15 protein-coding genes are annotated in these 15,269 nt (G+C 72.9%); 7 read left to right on the forward strand and 8 right to left on the reverse strand.

Going from position 1 to position 15,269, the window contains the following annotated elements; translation table 11 throughout:
* Nucleotides 1–16 precede the first annotated feature (16 nt).
* A complete protein-coding gene (locus tag J2S41_RS02950; protein WP_310362701.1) occupies nt 17–616 on the forward strand; it encodes a DUF305 domain-containing protein in 600 nt (199 codons plus the stop codon).
* Between the two features lie 912 nt (nt 617–1,528).
* On the opposite strand, the gene J2S41_RS02955 is transcribed toward J2S41_RS02950, so the two are convergent.
* From J2S41_RS02955 to J2S41_RS02975, 5 genes are all read right to left on the reverse strand, one after another.
* Entirely contained in the window at nt 1,529–2,002 is a 474-nt protein-coding gene (locus tag J2S41_RS02955; RefSeq protein WP_310362704.1) for an aminoacyl-tRNA deacylase, read from the reverse strand.
* A gap of 335 nt (nt 2,003–2,337) precedes the next feature.
* A complete protein-coding gene (locus J2S41_RS02960; RefSeq protein ID WP_310362707.1) occupies nt 2,338–2,604 on the reverse strand; it encodes a hypothetical protein in 267 nt (88 codons plus the stop codon).
* A 182-nt stretch (nt 2,605–2,786) separates the two neighbouring features.
* Nucleotides 2,787–3,878, reverse strand: coding sequence for an alcohol dehydrogenase catalytic domain-containing protein (locus tag J2S41_RS02965; RefSeq protein WP_310362710.1), 1,092 nt, complete (start codon nt 3,876–3,878; stop codon nt 2,787–2,789).
* Nucleotides 3,875–5,281 carry an aldehyde dehydrogenase family protein gene (locus tag J2S41_RS02970; protein WP_310362713.1) on the reverse strand — a complete coding sequence of 469 codons (1,407 nt, stop codon included), beginning with the start codon at nt 5,279–5,281 and terminating at the stop codon, nt 3,875–3,877. Before J2S41_RS02970 ends, J2S41_RS02965 begins: the two co-directional genes overlap by 4 nt.
* Nucleotides 5,282–5,316: 35 nt before the next feature.
* On the reverse strand, nt 5,317–5,964 hold the full coding sequence (locus J2S41_RS02975; protein WP_310362716.1) for a TetR/AcrR family transcriptional regulator: 648 nt from the start codon (nt 5,962–5,964) through the stop codon (nt 5,317–5,319).
* Nucleotides 5,965–6,044: 80 nt separating this feature from the next.
* Here J2S41_RS02975 and J2S41_RS02980 point away from each other — a divergent pair, with 80 nt between their 5' ends.
* The 6 genes from J2S41_RS02980 to J2S41_RS03005 all read left to right on the forward strand — a co-directional run bounded on the left by J2S41_RS02980 (nt 6,045) and on the right by J2S41_RS03005 (nt 10,857).
* Entirely contained in the window at nt 6,045–7,196 is a 1,152-nt protein-coding gene (locus tag J2S41_RS02980) for an acyl-CoA dehydrogenase family protein (RefSeq protein ID WP_310362719.1), read from the forward strand.
* A gap of 14 nt (nt 7,197–7,210) precedes the next feature.
* On the forward strand, nt 7,211–8,380 hold the full coding sequence (locus J2S41_RS02985) for an acyl-CoA dehydrogenase family protein (RefSeq protein WP_310362720.1): 1,170 nt from the start codon (nt 7,211–7,213) through the stop codon (nt 8,378–8,380).
* A 40-nt stretch (nt 8,381–8,420) separates the two neighbouring features.
* Entirely contained in the window at nt 8,421–9,407 is a 987-nt protein-coding gene (locus J2S41_RS02990) for an NAD-dependent epimerase/dehydratase family protein (protein ID WP_310362721.1), read from the forward strand.
* A complete protein-coding gene (locus J2S41_RS02995; RefSeq protein WP_310362723.1) occupies nt 9,407–9,922 on the forward strand; it encodes a macro domain-containing protein in 516 nt (171 codons plus the stop codon). Before J2S41_RS02990 ends, J2S41_RS02995 begins: the two co-directional genes overlap by 1 nt.
* Nucleotides 9,919–10,275: a VOC family protein gene (locus J2S41_RS03000; protein WP_310362726.1), complete on the forward strand. Its 357-nt coding sequence runs from the start codon at nt 9,919–9,921 to the stop codon at nt 10,273–10,275. Before J2S41_RS02995 ends, J2S41_RS03000 begins: the two co-directional genes overlap by 4 nt.
* Nucleotides 10,276–10,365: 90 nt before the next feature.
* Nucleotides 10,366–10,857 (forward strand): YkvA family protein, encoded by a 492-nt coding sequence (locus J2S41_RS03005; RefSeq protein WP_310362729.1) that lies wholly within the window; start codon nt 10,366–10,368, stop codon nt 10,855–10,857.
* Nucleotides 10,858–10,979: 122 nt separating this feature from the next.
* Here J2S41_RS03005 and J2S41_RS03010 read toward each other — a convergent pair whose 3' ends face one another.
* The 3 genes from J2S41_RS03010 to J2S41_RS03020 form a co-directional block, all read right to left on the reverse strand.
* Nucleotides 10,980–12,473, reverse strand: a complete 1,494-nt coding sequence (locus J2S41_RS03010) for a hypothetical protein (protein WP_310362731.1) — start codon at nt 12,471–12,473, stop codon at nt 10,980–10,982.
* A 642-nt stretch (nt 12,474–13,115) separates the two neighbouring features.
* Nucleotides 13,116–13,952 (reverse strand): LPXTG cell wall anchor domain-containing protein, encoded by an 837-nt coding sequence (locus J2S41_RS03015; RefSeq protein WP_310362734.1) that lies wholly within the window; start codon nt 13,950–13,952, stop codon nt 13,116–13,118.
* 54 nt (nt 13,953–14,006) lie between these two features.
* Entirely contained in the window at nt 14,007–15,173 is a 1,167-nt protein-coding gene (locus tag J2S41_RS03020; protein ID WP_310362737.1) for an RtcB family protein, read from the reverse strand.
* Between the last annotated feature and the right edge of the window lie 96 nt (nt 15,174–15,269).

Below are 15,269 nucleotides of genomic sequence, written 5' to 3' on the forward strand. Positions count from 1 at the left end.
GCCAGACTGTGCCCCGATGAGAGCGCTCTCCGAGAGGCGGGGATTCGTGCGGTACAAGGCCTGGTGGGCGGCGCTCGTCGTACCGGTGCTGGCCCTGTCCTCCGGCTGCGCCGATCCCGCGCCGGAGGCCGCCGCCCCGCCGTCCGCGCCCAGCGTGGCGACGTCGAGCACCTTCAACGGTACGGACGTGGCCTGGATCCAGCTGATGATCCCGATGACGGAGCAGCTCGTACCGCTGCTGGAGATCGCCGCCGAACGCGCGTCGTCGGCACCGCTGCGGGACCTGTCGGCCCGGCTCCGCGACACGCACCGCGCCGAGGCGGTCGAGCTGCGCGCGCTGCTGGCCCGCACCGGCCTGCCCGACACGAACCCGCACGAGGGCCACAACATGCCCGGCATGGTCACGCCGGACGAGGTGACCACGCTCGCCCAGGCCCAGGGTGCCGCCTTCGACGAGGGCGTCACCACCTCGCTGCGCGACTACCTGGCCCAGGTCGCCATGATCTCCGGCAGCGAGAGCGAGGTCGGCACGGACCCGCAGACCACCGCCCTCGCCGCCCGCATCGCCGCGTCCCGCGAACAGGACCTCGCCGCCCTGGAGAAGGCCGCCACATAACGCTTCCCTCGCGCCGACTGTTGACTGACACCTCTGTCCGAAATATCGGCTCATGTGGGTGTGGCCACTGGGGTGTTGGCGACTAAAGATGCGTAGAGCACGTAGTGAGCGGCTCAGAACGTGCTCTACGTATCTTTAGTCAGTGGCTCATGGGGACGTAGGCGGTTGATCGGCAGGCGGCCAGGTTGCGGATATTCGCTTTCCGGACATAACGACCGCGGGATCGCTGGCTGAAGACGGGCTTGATCTTGCGGCTACGCAGCGTGCCCCGCCCCCGGCGCACGTCGGGATTCCGGCTTCCTGGCCGTGTTCGTGGCCGCGCGTGCGATCCGCGGCGCCGAACGCGACCACGCGCCGCAGCTGCCGCCGGAGGCGGTCCAGGAGCGGCCGGGGTGGCGGAATTGGCCTGCCCGCGGGACGGCCCGCGGCTTGCCCGCGACCGGGAAGCCCCGCGTGGAGGCGGCTTCGCCGCCGCCGAGATCGCCGTCTCCAGCGGCGGACCGTCACGCGCGCCGCCTGACGCGAGCGGCGGCGATTGGCGCGGGGTGTGCCCGGCTACGCCGGGACCGGCTCCGATGTCGCCCGCGGGGCGGAGCGGCCGGCGGAACGCTACGCGCGCCGCGGGACGTGAGCGGCGGCGGGGGCGGGTGGTTCTGGCCGGCCACGCCGGGACCGGCTCCGATGTCGCCCGCGGGGCGGAGCGGCCGGCGGAACGCTACGCGCGCCGCGGGACGTGAGTGGCGGCGGGGGGCGCCCGGTTCTGGCCGGCCGCGCCGGGACCGGCTCCGTCGCCGCGAGCGGAGCGGAGCGCCGGCGGAGTCGGAGCCCGCGGCGAGGTTTGCCCGCGGGAGCGTGCGGACCGCGACCGCGCCGGAAGCGGGAAGATCAAGGCCTTGATCTTGAAGAGGCCCGTCAGGGAGCCGGTTCCGGGTCGGTGACGTCGGCGACGGTGGCGGAGAGGGTGGTGATGGCGTCGTCGGCGGAGAGGGTGATGGCGGTGCCGTGGGCGCCGCCGCCGAGGGAGATCTGGCGGCCGGTGATGCGTTCGTCGGCGATGACGGGCCAGGGGGTGGTGGCGCCGAACGGGGTGATGGTGCCGCGTTCGTAGCCGGTGGCGTCCTTGGCGGTGGCGGCGTCCGGCATGGAGAGGCGGCTGACGCCGAGCAGCGTGCGCAGCTTGGGCCAGGAGATCATCCGGCCGCCGGGGACCAGCACGAAGAGGTAGTCGTCGGGGCCGCGGCGGACGACGATGGTCTTGACCACGTCGCGGATCTCGGCGCGCCGGGCGGCGGCGGCCTCGGCCAGGCTCGAGACCGGGCCGTGCGTGATCACCTCGTGGGCGATCCCGGCGGCGGCGACCGCGCGTACGGCAGGGGTGTCGCTCATGACGACGATCAAATCACCGATGCGCCGGTACGGTTCCCGGTAGTGGCGCACGTCGCCATCAGGAACCTCGGGCGCGATCTCGGCGTCTCACCCTTCGCCGGTCCACCGGGCCGGGAGACGGACAGCCGAGGGGGTCGTTGACTCGATGCAGCCGTACGCCGATGCACCCGATACCCGAATCCGCAGCCGCCGGGCGCCGATCGTGCCCGTGACCCGCGACGGTGAGCTGCCGTCCGTGGGAATCAACCCGCGCCCGCCGGTGAGGCGGGCGGACCGCCGGAAGCGGTGAAGCGAGCCGGGCCCTCGGTGCCTGGAAAGGCCCGAGGGCACCGGGCTCAGCGCGCGACGGCCGCGGCCTTGCGCAGTGCGGTGATCTCCGGATACGCCACCGCGAGTGTGTCGCGCACCCAGAGCATCCGCCGCACGGCGGTATCCGGATCGTCGCCGAACTCGGCCGCCATCACGGCGGCACATCCCTCACTGCCGAGGCGCAGGATCATCCGGGTCACTTCGGCCTGGACCGCCTCGCAGGTGGGGCGCTGCGACGGCTGCAGGCACGAGACGAAGAGTGCCTCCGCAGCCAGATCGTCAACTGTTGTCATCACCATGTCCCCGCTGCTAGCTCCAACACGTTTCCAACGTAGCACTTCTGTGATCTACCTAACTCCCAACTACGTACCGCATCGGCGGACAGTGGGTACGTCGACCGGCCATTTCGATAGTCGCCTGAACGGTCATATCCCGAAAAATGCTGGAAAAGCGAGCCCTGGCGTCGTTTTCCGGATCAGCTGCGTTTTGTGGACAGCAGGACGACGGTACGGGCGCCCTCGCCGCGGCTCATCCGGGCGAACGCGGCCGGCGACTCGTCCAGCGTGGCGTGATGGGTGACCAGCGGGCGCAGGTCCAGTGTGCCGTCCAGCACCGCGGCCGCCAGGCGCGGAATCTCCACGTCGAAGTCGGCGGCGCCGTAGACGCAGCCGCGCAGCGTCCGGCCGGAGTGGAACAGCTCCAGCGCGGACAGCTCCACGATGTCCGATCGCGCGCCCATGCCGACCACCGTGACCCGCCCGCCGCGGCGCGCGCTGCGGTACGCGGACCGGATCGTCGCGGCCCGGCCCACGCACTCGAACGTGACGTCCGCGCCGCGCCCGCCGGTCAGGCCGCGGATCGCCCGGCTGAGCGCGTCGTCCGCGACCAGGAAGTCGGTGGCACCCGCGGCGATCGCCAGCGCCTCCTTGGCGGGCGACACGTCGACCGCCACGATCGGCCCGGCCCCGGCGGCGCGTGCGGCGCCGACCACGGACAGGCCCACGCCGCCGAGCCCGAACACGACCACGGACTCGCCGGGCGCGACCCGGGCCGTGTTGCGGACCGCGCCGAAGCCGGTCAGCACCGCGCAGCCGAGCAACGCCGCGTCGGCGAACGACAGCTCGGCCGGCACCGCCACGGCGGCCCGGGCCGGGATCACCACGCGGGTGGCGAGCGCGCCCAGGCCCAGCGTGACGTGCAGCGGCGTGCCGTCCGGCAGCGTGCCGCGCGGCGCGGACGGCGCGCCGGAGGTCTCGCACAGCCACGGCTCGCCGCGCGCGCAGAACCAGCAGTCCCGGCACGGTGGCGACCAGTTCAGCACCACCCGGTCGCCGGGCGCCACGCGCGTCACGCCGGGGCCGGCCGCGATCACGGTGCCGGCCGCCTCGTGGCCCAGCACCAGCGGGAACGACGGCGCCAGCGTGCCGTTGACCATGGACAGGTCGGAGTGGCAGACGCCGGCCGCGCCGATCTCCACCTCGATCTCACCCTCGCCGGGCGGGTCCAGCAGAAAGTCCTCGACGGTCAGTGACGAGCCGCGCGCGATCAGGCCGCGGGCCGTGGTCACCGCTGGATGGCCTTGGTCTCGAGGAACTCGTGCAGGCCGTGCGGGCCCAGCTCGCGGCCGAGGCCGGACTGCTTGTAGCCGCCGAACGGCGCGAGCGGGTTGAACCGGCCGCCGTTGATGTCGACCTGGCCGGTACGCATCCGCCGGGCCACCCGCAGCGCGCGCTCCTCGTCGCCGGACCAGACGCCGCCGGCCAGCCCGTACCGCGAGTTGTTCGCGATGGTCACCGCGTCGTCGTCGTCCGCGAACGGGATGATCGACAGCACCGGGCCGAAGATCTCCTCCTGCGCCACGGTCGCGTCCGGCAGCACGTCCGCCAGCACGGTGGGCGCCACGAAGTGGCCGGTCGCGGGGACCGGGGCGTCCAGGCCGCCGGTGGTGAGCCGGGCGCCCTCGGCGAGGCCCTTCTCCACGTACCCCCGGACCCGGGTCTTCTGGGCCCGCGAACTGACCGGGCCGAGGCGCGTGTTCTCGTCGAACGGGTCGCCCATCGTGTACCGCGCGGCGGACGCGGTGGCGAGCTCGACCGCCTCCTCGTAGCGGGACGAGTGCACGAGCATGCGCGTCCAGGCGGTGCAGGTCTGCCCGGAGTTGAGCAACGCGTTGCCCACGCCGACCTTGACGGCCTTGGTCAGGTCCGCGTCGGCGAGGATCACGTTGGCGGACTTGCCGCCCAGCTCCAGCGCCACGCGCGCGATCCGGTCCGCGGCGAGGTGGCTGATCCGCGCGCCGACCCGGGTGGAGCCGGTGAACGACACCAGGTCCACGTCCGGGTGGGCCGCGACCGCCTCGCCGACCACCGGGCCGGTGCCGGTGACCAGGTTGACCACGCCCGGCGGCAGGCCCGCGGCGTCGATCGCGTCGAAGAGCAGGTACGCCACCAGCGGCGTGATCTCGCTCGGTTTCAGCACCACGGTGCAGCCGGTGGCCAGCGCGGGCGCCAGCTTCGCCACCACCTGGTGCAGCGGGTAGTTCCACGGGGTGATCGCGCCGACCACGCCGATCGGCTCGCGGACCACGGTGGAGTTGCCGATCGTCTCCTCCGGCAACGGCCGCGCGGCCAGGTCGGCATAGGACCGGAGCACGGTCAGCGGCAGCCCGGCGTGCACCGCGGTTGCCACCTTCATCGGGGAGCCCAGCTCGCGCGCGACCGTGCGGGCGATCTCGTCGGCCCGGCCGGCCAGCACGGTGTGCAGCTTGTCCAGGTGCGCCGCGCGCTCGGCCGGGTCCGCGGCGGCCCACGCCGGGAACGCCCGCCGCGCCGCCGCCACCGCGCGGTCCACGTCCTCGGCGGTGCCGGCCGGGACGTGCTCGATGATCGTCTCGTGCACCGGATCCTCGACCGGGATCGTGTCCCGGCCGGCCGGTGCCACCCATGCGCCGTCGATGTAGAAGCGGTCCATCGGTGTGCCCCTTCGTCGGTGAAGAGATCATAAAACTAGCGCCGCAAGTTTTCACCGTACCCGAATCGCTCGTAGGCGAGCGTCAGGCCGTCGATCAGCGCGTCCAGGCCGAGCGCGAACGCGCCCTCGTCCACGCTGCGCTGGTGCTCCGCGAGCCGATGTGCCTGGTGGAGGTGCGGGTAGTCCTCCGCGTACAGGCTCGGGTCCTCCACGAACCCGCGGGCGAACGAGCCGAGCGCGGACCCGGCCACGAAGTACCGCATCAGCGCGCCGATGTGCGTGGCCCGGGCCGGCGGCCAGCCCTCGCGCACCAGGCCGCCGTAGACCGCGTCCGCCATCCGCAGCGCGGCCGGCCGCCGCCCGGGGCCCTGTGCCAGGTACGGCACGATGTTCGGATGCGCGGCCAGCGCCTCCCGGTAGGAACGGCCCCAGGCCCGCAGCGCCTCCGGCCACGGCCGATCCGCGAACACGCCGATGTCGACGCGCTCGGTGATCGAGTCGGCGACCGCGTCCAGGATCTCGTCCTTCGTCGCGAAGTGGTTGTACAGCGACGGGCCGCGCACGCCCAGCTCGGTCGCGAGCCGCCGGGTGGAGACCGCGGCCAGCCCCTCCTCGTCGATCAGCGTGGTGGCGGTCGCGATGATCCGCTCCCGGCTCAGGAGGGCCTGCTTCGGCCTGGGCATCGGAATGTCTCCCTGGACTTCATAAAACTAACGGCGCTAGTTTAATGGCGTCGGGCCGCCCGCGGACAGGGGGACGCACCATGGATCTCGCACTCTCACCGGAACAGGACGCCGTGCGCGAGCTGGCCGCGCGGTTCGCCGACCGCGAGCTGCTGCCGCACGCGGCCGAGTGGGACCGCCGCGAGTCGATCGACCCCGGCATCGTCAAGCAGCTCGGCGACCTGGGCTTCCTCGGGCTCACCATCCCGGCCGCGCACGGCGGGTCGGAGGGCGACCACCTGGCGTACTGCCTGGTCCTGGAGGAGCTGGGCCGCGGCGACTCGGCGGTGCGCGGCGTGCTCTCCGTCTCGCTCGGCCTGGTCGCCAAGACCATCAACGGGTACGGATCGGACGCGCAGAAGGCCGAGTGGCTGCCCCGGCTGTGCGCGGGGGACGCGCTCGGCTGCTTCGCGCTGACCGAGCCCGGCACCGGCTCCGACGCCGGCGCGCTCACCACGCGCGCGGTGGCCGACGGCACGGACTGGCTGCTCACCGGCGCGAAGACCTTCATCACCAACGGTACGTGGGCGGACCTCGCGCTCGTCTTCGCCCGCACCGGCGGGGAGGGGCCGCGGGGGGTGAGCGCGTTTCTCGTACCCACGGATGCTCCGGGCTTCTCCCGGCACGAGATCAAGGGGAAGCTGGGGCTGCGGGGACAGGCCACCGCGTCGCTCGCCCTCGACGACGTCCGGGTGCCGGGAACGGCGCTGGTCGGCGAGGTGGGGAAGGGCTTCCGGATCGCCATGTCCGCGCTGGCCAAGGGGCGCATGTCGGTGGCCGCCGGGTGCGTGGGCATCGCGCGCGGCTGCCTCGACGCGGCCGTCTCCTACGCCACGGCGCGCACCCAGTTCGGCAAGCCGATCGCCGGCCACCAACTGGTCCAGCAACTGCTCTCGGACATCGCGGTGGACACCGCGGCGGCCCGGATGCTGACCTGGCGGGTGGCCGACCTGATCGACCGCGGCGCCGAGTTCGCCACCGAGTCGTCGATGGCGAAGCTGTTCGCCAGCGAGGCCGCGGTCCGGTGCGCGAACAACGCGCTCCAGGTCTTCGGCGGGTACGGATACATCGACGAGTATCCGGTCGGCAAGTACCTGCGCGACGCGCGCGTCATGACGCTCTACGAAGGCACCAGCCAGATTCAGCAGCTCATCATCGGCCGGGCGCTGACCGGCATCAACGCCATCTCTTGAGAGGGAGCTTTCCGGTGGATTTCTCGCTGAGCGACGAGGAAAAGGCGATCCGGGACACGGTCCGGAGTTTCGTGGAGAGGGAACTGCTGCCGCTGGAGGACACGGTGCTGCGCCGGGAGCGCGCGCACGAGCCCGGCCTCCGCCTGGACGAACTGCGCGAGCTGCAGCAGAAGGCGCGCGCGTTCGGATTCTGGGGGCTGGCCACGCCCGAGGAGTACGGCGGGATGGCGCTGCCGGCCGTGCTGCAGTCGCTGATCTGGACCGAGCTGGGCCGGACGATCGTGCCGTTCCGGTTCGGCGGCGAGGCGGACAACATCCTCTTCCACGCCTCCGAGGAGCAGAAGGAGGAGTTCCTGCTGCCGACGATCGAGGGCAAGCGGATCTCGTGCTTCGCGATCACCGAGCCGGGCGCGGGCTCGGACGCGGCGAACATCAGGATGTCCGCGCGGCGCGACGGCGACGACTGGGTCCTCAACGGTGAGAAGACGTTCATCACGAACGGCAACGAGGCCGACTTCGCCATCGTGGTCGCGGTGACCGACCGGGAGTTGGGGGCCCGGCGCGGAGGGGCCACGGCGTTCCTGGTCGACCGCGCGATGGGGTGGCGGTCCGAGTTCATCCAGACCATGGGCGAGGGCGGGCCGGCGTCGCTGATCTTCGAGGACGTGCGGGTGCCGTCCCGCAACGTGCTGGGCCGCATCGGGCAGGGCTTCGAGCTGGGCATGCAGTGGATCGGCAAGGGGCGGTACACGATCCCGTCGCACGCGATCGGCATCGCGGAACGCGCGCTGGAGATGGCGCTGGAGCACGCGCGCACCCGGGAGACGTTCGGCAAGGCCATCGGCGAGAACCAGGCGATCCAGTGGATGATCGCCGACTCCGAGGTCGAGCTGGAGGCCGCGCGCATGCTGGTGCTGCGCGCGGCGTGGACCGTGGACGCCGGGCTCGACCCGCGGCACGCCTCGTCGATGGCGAAGCTCTACGGCGCCGGCATGGTCAACAACGTGGTCGATCGCGTGCTCCAGATCCACGGCGGCATGGGATACACCCGGGAGTTGCCGATCGAGCGCTGGTACCGGCAGGTGCGCCTCTACCGGATCTTCGAGGGTACGGACGAGATGCAGCGGCTGATCATCTCCCGTGACCTGCTGCGCGGGTACACGAAGGTCGGGCTTCTGCTGTAGGCAGAGTGCATTCCGCGGGATTTCCGGCAATCTCAACGGCATGAGGCTGCTGGTGTTGGGCGGGACCGAGTTCGTCGGACGGGCCGTGGTGGAGGCCGCGGTCGCGCGCGGGTGGCGGGTGACCGTGCTCAACCGCGGCCGCCACACCGTGACACAGGCCGGGGTGGTGTCACTGCGCGGCGACCGGACCGCGCCGGACGGGCTGGCGGCGCTGTCCGGCCGGTCCTTCGACGCGGTGGTGGACACGTGGAGCTGGGCGCCGTCGGCGGTCACGGCGTCGGCGTCGCTGCTCTCCTCGGTCGCCGGCTCCTACGCGTACGTCTCCAGCCGCTCCGTGTACGCGTGGCCCGCTCCCCGGGGTGCGGCCGAGGACGCGCCGCTGGTCCCGCCGTCCGACGATCTCGCGGACTACGCGGGCATCAAGCGGGCGGGGGAACTGGCCGCGATCGAGCACTTCGGCGACCGGGCGCTGCTGGTCCGCGCCGGGCTGATCCTCGGCCCGCAAGAGAACGTCGGCCGCCTGCCCTGGTGGCTCACCCGGATCGCGCGCGGCGGCGACGTGCTCGCGCCCGGGCCGGCGTCGCTGCCCCTGCAGTACGTCGACGTGCGCGACCTCGCCGAGTGGACGCTCGACGCGCTCGCGGCCGGCCTCGGCGGTGCGTACAACCTGGTCAGTCCGCCCGGCCACGCCACCATGTCGTCGCTGCTGGCCGCGTGCGCCGACGCCACCGGCGCCTCCGCCGCGCTGCGCTGGGCCGACCCGGAGCCGATCCTGGACGCGGGCGTCGAACCCTGGACCGACCTGCCGATCTGGCTGCCGCCGGGCGAGACGCACGACGCGATGCACACGTCCGACGTGTCCCGCGCGCTCGCCACCGGACTGCGCTGCCGCCCGGTCGCGGAGACGGTCGCGGACACCTGGGCCTGGCTGCGCTCCATCGGCGGCGTCGCACCCCAGCGTGACGACCGGCCGCCGCTCGGCCTCGACCCGGACACCGAGGCCGCTCTCCTGAAGCGGCTCACCTGATGCCCGCGATCGAGGTCGTGCTCGGCGACCTGACCACGCAGCACGTCGACGCGATCGTCACCGCCGCCAACGAGTCGCTGCTCGGCGGCGGCGGAGTGGACCGGGCGGTGCACGCGGCGGCCGGGCCGGAGCTCGCGGCCGCCGGGTCCCGGCTCGCACCGCTCGACCCGGGCGACGCGGTCGCCACGCCCGCGTTCCGCCTGGACCCGCCGGTCCGGCACGTGATCCACACGGTGGGGCCGGTGTGGGAGGGCGGTGGATACGGCGAGGCGGACCTGCTCGCCTCCTGTTACCGGCGGTGCCTGGAGGTCGCGGACGCGCTCGGCGTGCGCAGCCTCGCCGTCCCGGCGATCAGCACCGGCGTGTACGGGTACCCGCCCGCGGACGCGGCCCGGATCGCGGTGTCGACGCTGCTGGGCACGCGTACCGGCGTGGACGTCGTCCGTTTGGTCGCCTTCGACGAGGGAACTCGTGATCTCCTGGAGACGGAGCTGGCGGCACAGGGGGGACGATGACGGTACGCCTCACACAGTGGACCATCGACGTGCTCGACGTGGAGCTGATGGCGTCGTTCTGGAGCGCCGCGCTGGGCTACCGCACGGAACGCGGCGACGACGGGGCCGCGAAGCTGTACCCCTCGTCCGCGTACGCGCCGACCGTGTGGCTGCAACCGGGCGGGGCGGTGAAGCGGGACAAGAACCGGAACCATCCGGACCTGACACCGGCGCCCGGGACCACGGTGGACGAGGAGGTGGAGCGGCTGATCGCGCTCGGCGCCCGGCGCGTCGACATCGGGCAGACGGGCGACGAGCCGTTCGAGGTCCTCGCCGACCCGGAGGGCAACGAGTTCTGCGTGCTGCATCCGTGAGGTCACGCACGCCGGACGGTCCCGTCTCACTCATGGATGACCGCGGCTCGTCGCGGGGCGGGGGAGTGACGGGAGCGCTACGGTAGCGGTATGTCTGTGGAAGACCGGCTGCTGATCGCCGGCATCGCCCTGCTCGCGCTCGCGATGCTGGCGGGCGTGATCGTCCTCGGTTTCCGGGTGTGGAAGATGCGCCGGATGCTGACGGAGCTGGGGGCGGGCGGCAAGTTCGCGTTCTGGGGCGCGATCATCTACACGATCTCGCCGGTCGACCTGCTGCCGGACCCGATTCTGCTGGACGATCTGGGTCTGCTGGCGGGCTCGTTGGTGTATCTGACCCACTTGGTCCGCAAGGTGCGAGCGAGTCGAGCCGCGCAGGTTCAGCCGCCGCACGGGCCGGGTCCGCAGCTCCGGGCGCCGCACCCGACGGGCTCGCAGCCACCTGTTCCGCAGGGGCAGCAGCCGTACCGGCCGGGTCCGCAGGTGTCGGCTCCTGCGCAACCGCAGCAGCCGCCGGCTCCGCAGCCGTTCGGTCCGCCGTATCAGCAGTCCGTGCCGCCGCAACCGCCCTATCCACCGCAGTAGCCGAAGGGGCGTGCCGCCCCTCGGCGGACAGGGTCGCGCTCATCCTGAGCTGCCGGTCAGCGCTTGCTGATCCATCAGTCAGCGATGTCCGTTTGACCGGTCAGTTGTGACTGGCTGAGGGATCAGTCCGCGTTCTCGGTCAGCCGGTCGCCGCGGCGGGCCAGCATCTTCAGGCCCGGGATACCGGCGACCGCGAGCCGCAGCTCCCGGGTGACCTCCAGCAGCTCGTGAATGTCCGGGCCGACCCGGTCCAGCGTGCTCAGCATCGGCAGGATGTTCTGCGTGACGTGCTGGGTCAGCTTCGGCAACTCGTCGATCAGCCGGATCGCCGCGGTGACCTCCTCCGCCGACAGCTGCTCCACGAACCGGTGCGCCATCGGCGCGGCCCGGTAGAGCGTCGGCGCGTACGACGCGAGCAACTCGTCCGCCGTGACCGCCGTGCTCTCCACCCGCGCGACCAGCGCCGACGCGCGGCCGGCCACCTTCTCCGCGCCGGAGACCACGCCCTCGGCGGACCCGGCGACCCGCGTCGCCGCCTCGATGATCCGCGCCGCCTCCTCGATCGCCGTGGTGGCCGCCGCGCTGATCAGCACCACCTCGCGGATCGCGGCCTCCGCCTCGGTCACCAGCGTCCCGGCCGTGCCCACGGCCTCACCCGCACGCCCGAGGAGCCCACCGGCCTCACCCAGCAGCGCCTCGATCGCCGTCACCGCATGCTCGGCCCGCGTGATCAGCCCCGACGCCCCGCTGATCGCCTCATCCGCATGGGTGACCAGCGCCTCGGCCCGCCCGATCGTCGTCCCGGCCCGCGCCACCAGCGCCCCGGCCTCATCGATGGCGCCACCCGCCCGGACGACCAGCAGCCCCGCGTCGTCGATGGTGTCACCAGCCCGCCCGACCAGCGTCCCGGCTTCGTCGATGGTGCCGCTCGCGCGGGTGACGAGCGTGCCGGCTTCGTCGATGGTGCCGCTCGCGCGGGTGACGAGCGTGCCGGCTTCGTCGATGGTGCCGCTCGCGCGGGTGACCAGCGTTCCGGCCTGGTCGATGGTGGTGCCGGCGCGCAGGACGAGGCCGTCGGCCGTGGTGATGGTGCCGTCGGCGCGGGTGACCAGGGCGCCGGCGGTCGTGACGATCTCGCCGGCGCGGATGACCAGGGCCTCGGCGGTGCCGACCGTGGTCTCGACGCGGCTGATCAGGGCCTCGGCGGTGTCGACCGCGGCGCCGACCCGGGCGGTGAGCGTCTCCACGTCGCTCAGCACGGTCAGCAGTCGTCCGGGGGCTCCGGCCAGCGCGACCGCGGTGGAGACCGCACCGCGCGCCGTCTCGGTCGCCGCGTCCCGGGCCGCACCGGCGACGCCCGGCGCTCCGGCGATCACGCCCTGCGCAATGTTGAGCGCACCCTGCGCCGCGCCTATCGCGCCCTGTGCGGCCAGCAGCCCCACGTCCACCGCGGTGCGGGCGGCCCCGGCGGCGGCCCGCCCGGCCGGGTTGTCGCGGGCGGCCCGCCCGATCGCGCGGTGCGCGACGCCGCCGAGCGAGGCGGCGCCGAGCGCGGCCCCCTCCAGCACGGCACGGCCGTGGCCGAACAGGTCAGCGGGGCGGGGTAGCGGAGCCATGCCGCCCATTGTCCCCTGCCGGGGCCATCGTCAACCAGGAACGGCCGACGCCTTCACCCCCGCCCAGGTCACGCGCCCCGCGCGGCGTGGCCCACCACCTCACCGATGCGGCCACCCACACCAACCCTCGACGGCATCCACCCGGACCGCCGCTCCGCCGGGCGCGTAGGTGCGAGGTGCGGCACCTGCCTGGACAGAGTGTGGCGTGGCCGGCGGCGTCGGCCACGGTGCGGTGCGGCTTACGGCGCCGGCCCAGACCGAATGCGGCTGGCCGCGTCGGTCTTGGTGCGGTGTGAGCTGCGGCGCGTGGCGGGACCGCACGTGGCGTGGCTGGCGGCGTCGGTTTTGGTGCGGTGCGGGCTGCGGCGCGTGGCGGGACCGCACGTGGCGTGGCTGGCGGCGTCGGTTTTGGTGCGGTGAGCTGCGGCGCCTGGCCGGACCCAGCGTGGCGCGGCTGGCGGCGTCGGCTTGGGTGCGGTGCGGGCTGCGGCATCGAAACAGAACGGGTGCGGCCCGGCCGGCGGCGTCGGCCGGGGTGTAGCCCAACGGGGCCCAGCGCGGCGCGGCCGGGCAGGCCGCGCCGGCTGCGGAACGCCCTTCGAGAGACGGAGAACGCTACGCGGCCGGCCGGCGGACAGCGTGTCAGGAGATGAAGCGGGTGCGGCGGCGGGCAAGGAGGAAGCCGATGGTGCCGGCCAGGACCAGGAGCGCGCCGACGCCGGCGATCACGGCGGTGTTCGCGCCGGTCACCGGGAGACCGCCACCCTCACCGCCGGGAGCGGGAGCGGAGGTGGGAGTGGAGGTGGGGGCGGGAGCGGCGGCGGTGCCGGAGGCGGTGGCGGCCGGGGACGCGGTGGGCGAGGCCGTGGCGGACGGGGTGACGAGCCTCGGATAGGCGAAGCCGACCCGGGAGGGCTGCGCCGGCACCGTGAGGGCGCGCGGTGCGAGGGTGAGCGCCGTCTTGGTGCCGGCCACCGGTACGACGCCGCCGCTGCTGTCGGCCGCGGCCAGGGCGTCGATGTCGCCGCCGAGGTCGGCCTCGGCCTTCGGGGTCCAGGAGAAGATGACGGACTGCACCCGGTCGGGCTGGGCGTCGGGTGTCGCGGCGATCTCGAACTGCGCGGTCGCGTACGTACCGCCGGCGGCCAGTTCCCCGTCGAACGAGCACCAGGCGCCGTCGAGGTTGCTGTCGGTGAAGTACCGGCAGTTGGTGAAGTCCTTCGGCAGGTCCAGGTCGTTCAGCGCGTAGATGCGCACCAGCACACCGGAGACCGGCTCGGCGCCGTAGTTGTGGACGCCCACCGTGACGGGCACGGACTCGCCCCGCTGGATCGGGAACGGGATCGGCTTACCGGCCGCGTCCACATCGGTCGCGGTGCCGAGCACGGCCGGGGCGGCGGCGGCCTGGGCGGCGGCCGGGACCGCGAGCGCGCCCACGGTCAGGGCCACGACGCCGAGCGTGCGGAACAGGTGATTCATCGGTCTCCCCGTCGGTCGAAAGCAACGGGGAGACCCTACAAAGGACACGCAACCTCAGTCGCCCTTGACGTTGACGAACTGGCGCAGCGTGTGGCGGATCTCGACCAGGTCGGCCGCGTCCGTCATCACCTGGTCGATCGGCTTGTAGGCCTGCGGGATCTCGTCGATGAACGCGTCCGTGTCGCGGTACTCGATGCCCTTCATCGCCTCGCGCAGCTGGTCGCGGGTGAACGCGCGGCGCGCGGCCGATCGCGAGTAGTTGCGGCCCGCGCCGTGCGGCGCGGAGTTCAGCGCGACCGGGTTGCCCTTGCCGACCACCACGTACGACGCGTCGCCCATCGAGCCGGGGATCAGCCCGGCCACGCCGCGCGCCGCGTTGATCGCGCCCTTGCGGGACAGCCACACCTCGCGGCCGAAGTGCTTCTCCCGGGTCGTGTAGTTGTGGTGGCAGCTGACCCGCTCGGACTCGATCACGGCCTCGCCCTGCCACTCGGAGAAGCAGGCCACCAGGCGGTCCATCATCTCCTCGCGGTTGAGCAGCGCGTACTCCTGCGCCCAGTTCAGCGCCGCGATGTAGGCCTCGAACTCGTCCGTGCCCTCGGCCAGGTACGCCATGTCCAGGTCGGGCAGGTCGATCCAGTACCGCTTCATCAGGTCGCGCGCGATCTGGATGTGGTGGCCGGCGATCCGGTTGCCGACGCCGCGCGAACCGGAGTGCAGGAACAGCCAGACCATGCCGTTCTCGTCCGTGCTGCACTCGATGAAGTGGTTGCCGGAGCCGAGCGAGCCCAGCTGCAGCTCCCACTTGGCCGCGAAGTCCGCCGGGTTGAACCCCGCCTTGTCCGCCAGCCGGGTCAGGTGGGCGATCCGTGCGGCCGCGGTGTCCGACAGGCGCGAGTTCACCCCGCCGGCGGAGAGCGGGATCGCGCGCTCGATCGCCTCGCGCAGCGCCGACAGGTTCCCGGTCAGCGACGAGCGGTGGAACTGCGTCTTCACGGCCGCCATGCCGCAGCCGATGTCCACGCCCACGGCGGCCGGGATGATCGCGCCGAGCGTCGGGATGACCGAGCCCACGGTCGCGCCCTTGCCCAGGTGCGCGTCCGGCATCAGCGCGAGGTGCGGGAAGATGAACGGCAGCGTGGACGTACGCTCCGCCTGCTCACGGGTCTTCGGTTCGAGGATGCTGGCCCAGTTGATGAGCCGTTCGTTGATCTTCTCCACGGTGACGTTCCTCCCCTCGGAACAACAAGAACGATGATCAGCCTGACGTACGTCCGCGACGGGAGCAGCCGATTTTTCAGCCGCCAGCGGACAAAC

The sequence above is a fragment of the Catenuloplanes atrovinosus genome, from assembly GCF_031458235.1.
GTDB classification, from domain to species: domain Bacteria; phylum Actinomycetota; class Actinomycetes; order Mycobacteriales; family Micromonosporaceae; genus Catenuloplanes; species Catenuloplanes atrovinosus.

What these genes read in the sequence shown, in the direction of transcription:
- J2S41_RS02950 (WP_310362701.1), top strand. Translation starts at nt 17, where the DNA reads ATGAGAGCGCTCTCCGAGAGGCGGGGATTCGTGCGGTACAAGGCCTGG.
- J2S41_RS02955 (WP_310362704.1), bottom strand. Translation starts at nt 2,002, where the DNA reads ATGAGCGACACCCCTGCCGTACGCGCGGTCGCCGCCGCCGGGATCGCC.
- J2S41_RS02960 (WP_310362707.1), bottom strand. Translation starts at nt 2,604, where the DNA reads ATGACAACAGTTGACGATCTGGCTGCGGAGGCACTCTTCGTCTCGTGC.
- J2S41_RS02970 (WP_310362713.1), bottom strand. Translation starts at nt 5,281, where the DNA reads ATGGACCGCTTCTACATCGACGGCGCATGGGTGGCACCGGCCGGCCGG.
- J2S41_RS02975 (WP_310362716.1), bottom strand. Translation starts at nt 5,964, where the DNA reads ATGCCCAGGCCGAAGCAGGCCCTCCTGAGCCGGGAGCGGATCATCGCG.
- J2S41_RS02980 (WP_310362719.1), top strand. Translation starts at nt 6,045, where the DNA reads ATGGATCTCGCACTCTCACCGGAACAGGACGCCGTGCGCGAGCTGGCC.
- J2S41_RS02990 (WP_310362721.1), top strand. Translation starts at nt 8,421, where the DNA reads ATGAGGCTGCTGGTGTTGGGCGGGACCGAGTTCGTCGGACGGGCCGTG.
- J2S41_RS02995 (WP_310362723.1), top strand. Translation starts at nt 9,407, where the DNA reads ATGCCCGCGATCGAGGTCGTGCTCGGCGACCTGACCACGCAGCACGTC.
- J2S41_RS03000 (WP_310362726.1), top strand. Translation starts at nt 9,919, where the DNA reads ATGACGGTACGCCTCACACAGTGGACCATCGACGTGCTCGACGTGGAG.
- J2S41_RS03005 (WP_310362729.1), top strand. Translation starts at nt 10,366, where the DNA reads ATGTCTGTGGAAGACCGGCTGCTGATCGCCGGCATCGCCCTGCTCGCG.
- J2S41_RS03010 (WP_310362731.1), bottom strand. Translation starts at nt 12,473, where the DNA reads ATGGCTCCGCTACCCCGCCCCGCTGACCTGTTCGGCCACGGCCGTGCC.
- J2S41_RS03015 (WP_310362734.1), bottom strand. Translation starts at nt 13,952, where the DNA reads ATGAATCACCTGTTCCGCACGCTCGGCGTCGTGGCCCTGACCGTGGGC.